Consider the following 3,725-nt stretch of genomic DNA (forward strand, 5'->3'; position numbering starts at 1 on the left):
TTTCGTGAGAACGCGCCAAAATTCGAGGTGCTTGATGCGCTCGTGAACCTTGATGAACGGCAGCTCACTTACGAAAAATTGCTGGATCTTATGCAGCGGGAACCAGAGCTCGTCGGCTTCTATATGGCCGGCGGGGGGATAGAGGGGGCAATTTCCGCGCTCCGAGAAGAGGGGAGCGGTCAGGATCTCGTCGCGATCGTGAGTGAAATGACGCCGCAGTCACGTGGGGCGCTTGCGGATGACATCTTGACGATGGCGGTCGGCACGCCAATGCGCCGACTTTGCCAGGAGCTGATAATGGCAATGGAGCGGGCCATCAAAGCCGGCGTCGCGGAGAGCCCGGGGCAGACATTTCTGCCGTTCGACATTTATCTTCCGGAAAATATTTGACCTTGATGGATTTCTATCATGAGCGCCCATTTTCCTTTCACCGATGAAAGGAAAGCTCGATTGACTCGGCCGTCTCTGTCCGATCTGTGAACCGGCGTGGTTCCGTCTTGAAAGAAGCCGGATGCCGAAATGGCAGCCGCGCTTCATGGAAGGAAAGTCAAGCAATGCGCCAGGTATCGCCCCGCTTTGCACTCGATCACATGGCGGCGCCCCGCCTTGACGTCAGTGCGCTTTTCGCGCTTGCCCGTGACCAAGGCCTGACCGACGTCCAAATCCGTTACCCTCATTTCAGCAATCCTGTCGCACGCGGCATTCCGGCTGCGGACGTTCGGTTGGCCGCTACCGAAGCGGGCGTCACGATCATCTCTGTCAACGCCTTGCAGCGGTTCAACGACTGGACTCCAACGCGTCAGGCCGAGGCAAGCAACCTCGCCGATTATGCGACGGCGTGCGGGGCGGAGACGCTCGTGTTGGTGCCGGCCAACCGCAGCTCGTGGCCCACCAATAGCGAGCGCCAGGACAATCTTCGTTTCGCTCTAAACGAGATCAAGCCAATCCTCCAGTCGCGGGGTCTGATCGGTCTCATCGAGCCGCTGGGTTTCCGAACCTGCTCGCTTCGATCAAAGAAGGAAGCGGCCGAGGCCGTTGCCGCGGTTGATGGCCAGTCCGTCTTTCGCCTCGTGCACGACACGTTCCACCACACCCTGGCCGGGGAGACATGCCTGTTCTGCGAGCTTACCGGCCTGGTGCACATTTCAAGCGTAAACGACCCGACCTTCTGGATTTACCCCGATCGCTTTCTTGCAGGTTCCGACAATGGCAGCCAGATTCAGGCGCTGCTGGATGGCGGCTACGCGGGACCTTTCTCATTCGAGCTGGTCGAGGAAGTCCATTCTCTGGACGATCTCGCAGGCGCACTTGCCGCCAGCATCGACTTTATCCGGCGAGGGCTATTGTCGTCAAAGTAGATGGTGACAGGAGTAGTGACTATAGGTGCGCCTGAATTTTCCGTGGGTTCACAGCGGGGCAGCCATCCGAGATGCCTCCTGTATCATTATCTCCCGCATCCAGATGCTTGCCGGATCGCTATTGTGGAGGGCCGGCCATTGGAGGGTCTCGGTGAATGTGGGAAATGGCAGCGGAAGTTCGATAACCCGCAGGGGGAACGTTTTTTCGAAATGCCTGACCAGCCGTAAGGGCATGGTCGCTATACGAGCTGTGCCGGACACCATAGGTGGAATCATGCTGAAGCCCTGCACGGCGACCTCGACACGTCTCTTAAGGCCATGCTCAAGCAAAAACCATTCCTCGATAGACGGCTTCATCGTACGCCCGAACCTGACCGCGACGTGCCTCATCGACATGTATCTCTCGAATGTAAGCTGCTGTGGCAGCTGCTTGTTTGTGGGACAGCCTACGCACACGAGCTTCTCGTCAAACAGCGCAACGCTTGAATGCACACTCGACGTGAACATATCCGGTAGAATTAGAAAATCGACGTCACCGCGCCGGAGAAGCTCATCGGGGCTATCGTCGACAGGCAGCAGTTCGAAGCTGACGGCGGGGGCTTCCCGTGAAATACGCTCCACAAGCTTTTCGAAAAACACGAGCGTGACGAAATCGGAAAGAATGATCCTGAAGAGGCGATCGGCTCGAGCTGGGTCAAACGGATCCGAAGAAATAATCGAGCACTGGATGTGCTGGAGAGCGTCGCGAACTGCGGGGGCAAATGCTGCCGCACGCGGGGTTAGAAATCTTTCGCGACCTCTTATCGTAAACAGTTCATCGCGGAAATAATCGCGCAGTCGGGCGACGGCCGCACTCATGGCGGGCTGACTCAGGTTAATCCTGCGTGCCGCCGCCGAGAGATTACGCTCCGTCAGGAGTGCGTCGAGCACAACGAGGAGATTTAGATCAAGTCCTTTGAAACGCATGTCATCAGCCATCCATGGGATGGATGCCTTTAACCGAAACAAACGACTTTAACAATTTAGCATTCTTGCAATCTTTTGTCGCAAAAAGTTTATGATGGATGACGTTAAGGTCCGACATATGAGCCGCGTGATCTGCCGAAGCGAGCAATCGTTCGTACTGTGCAGGTCAGAGATTGGCAGTTTGAAACGCCGGGCCGATGGCGCCGGTCTATCAACCAGCGTCTTCGGCGGCCCCGACCTAGCTAGGCGTGGAACCTAATAGGGTGCACCTTTCCAGTCCGAGGCGACTGATGGGCGGTTTGATCCTAAGCTGCCGTGAGGCCTGTGCCAATTGTATCGGCGAGCCAATGCAGCAGTCCGGCAGCGTTTTTGAGAGCTGTTGTAGGCTCGGCCTAAGCCCATTGGCGCAAGCCTATCTGAACGAAGCGCTTGGCCTTGCCGCTATCCGGTATGTGATCTGTGGTGCCTTCTCGTCCTGCTGTTCTTGTTTTGGAACGCCCTTATGGTGAGCCCATCCGGGACGTGGGGCACCGGGAGCACAAAGGTGCAGGCAGGCCGTCAATAGACCGTGGGCTGAGAGCCCGAGCTCGTTACATGGCCGCCCCTCGCGACTTTCCCGGATGCGCTGCGAGCGCGGATCAGTAGATGTCGTGTTGCCCGCCAGCTCCCGTCTTTGACCGAGCCAAGAAGGAGGAACGGGCATGCTTATCATCGGACTGGATATTCACCGCGCCTTCGCCGAAGCAGTGGCATGGGAGGAGGGCAGGCTCAGGCGACTCGGCCGCGTCGACATGCGGCGCGATCTGCTGGCGGCGTTCGCCGCGAAGCTGTCGCCGAACGATGTCGGGGTGATCGAGGCCACCGGCAACGCGACGTCCGCTGCAGCTGTGGTTGCGCCGCATGTGAAGAAGGTGGGGATCGCCAAGCCGAAACAGGTGTTTATCGTTGCCTATGCCAAGATCAAAACGACGATCGACGCCGACGTTCTTGCGCAGCTCTATGCCAGCGGCTTCTTGCCAGAAGTCTGGATTGCGGACGAGCCGACGCAGGCTCTGCGTCGACAGGTGACACGGCGCAATCAGATTGTCCGACAGAGATCTCGATTGAAGAGCGTCATCCAGTCGATCCTTCATAGCCACCTGATCCGTCCTGCCCGCATGCTGACCTGTGCGGCGCCAAGGGTCGGACCTGGTTAATCGAGCAGGTCGTACCGCAGGACGAGCGCCTCGCGATCGATGGGCATCTGCGCGAGTTCGACCGATTGGGCGAAGACCTCCAGGTCATCGAACGCGATCTTGTCCGCTCGGCTCTCGAGGATGAAGGCGTGAAGCGGCTGATGACCATTCCCGGCGTCGACATCACCGTCGCGCTGGCGATGAAGGGCGGCGATCGGCGACGTGT

General features: G+C 58.3%; 3 protein-coding genes and 1 pseudogene. 3 read left to right on the forward strand and 1 reads right to left on the reverse strand.

Going from position 1 to position 3,725, the window contains the following annotated elements:
- Together ENZ75_RS24835 and ENZ75_RS24840 are read left to right on the forward strand one after the other, a co-directional pair.
- Positions 1-390: substrate-binding domain-containing protein (locus ENZ75_RS24835; RefSeq protein ID WP_348630623.1), on the forward strand; the 390-nt coding region annotated here is incomplete at its 5' end.
- 164 nt (positions 391-554) lie between these two features.
- Positions 555-1,358, forward strand: a complete 804-nt coding sequence (locus ENZ75_RS24840; RefSeq protein WP_063169395.1) for a TIM barrel protein — start codon at positions 555-557, stop codon at positions 1,356-1,358.
- 48 nt (positions 1,359-1,406) lie between these two features.
- Here ENZ75_RS24840 and ENZ75_RS24845 read toward each other — a convergent pair whose 3' ends face one another.
- Positions 1,407-2,324 (reverse strand): LysR family transcriptional regulator, encoded by a 918-nt coding sequence (locus ENZ75_RS24845; protein WP_063170390.1) that lies wholly within the window; start codon positions 2,322-2,324, stop codon positions 1,407-1,409.
- A 701-nt stretch (positions 2,325-3,025) separates the two neighbouring features.
- Here ENZ75_RS24845 and ENZ75_RS24850 point away from each other — a divergent pair.
- A pseudogene (locus ENZ75_RS24850) lies at positions 3,026-3,725 on the forward strand (transposase); the annotation flags it as partial.

The organism is Mesorhizobium sp. M7A.F.Ca.CA.002.04.1.1 (genome assembly GCF_004022805.1).
Classification (GTDB): domain Bacteria; phylum Pseudomonadota; class Alphaproteobacteria; order Rhizobiales; family Rhizobiaceae; genus Mesorhizobium; species Mesorhizobium ciceri.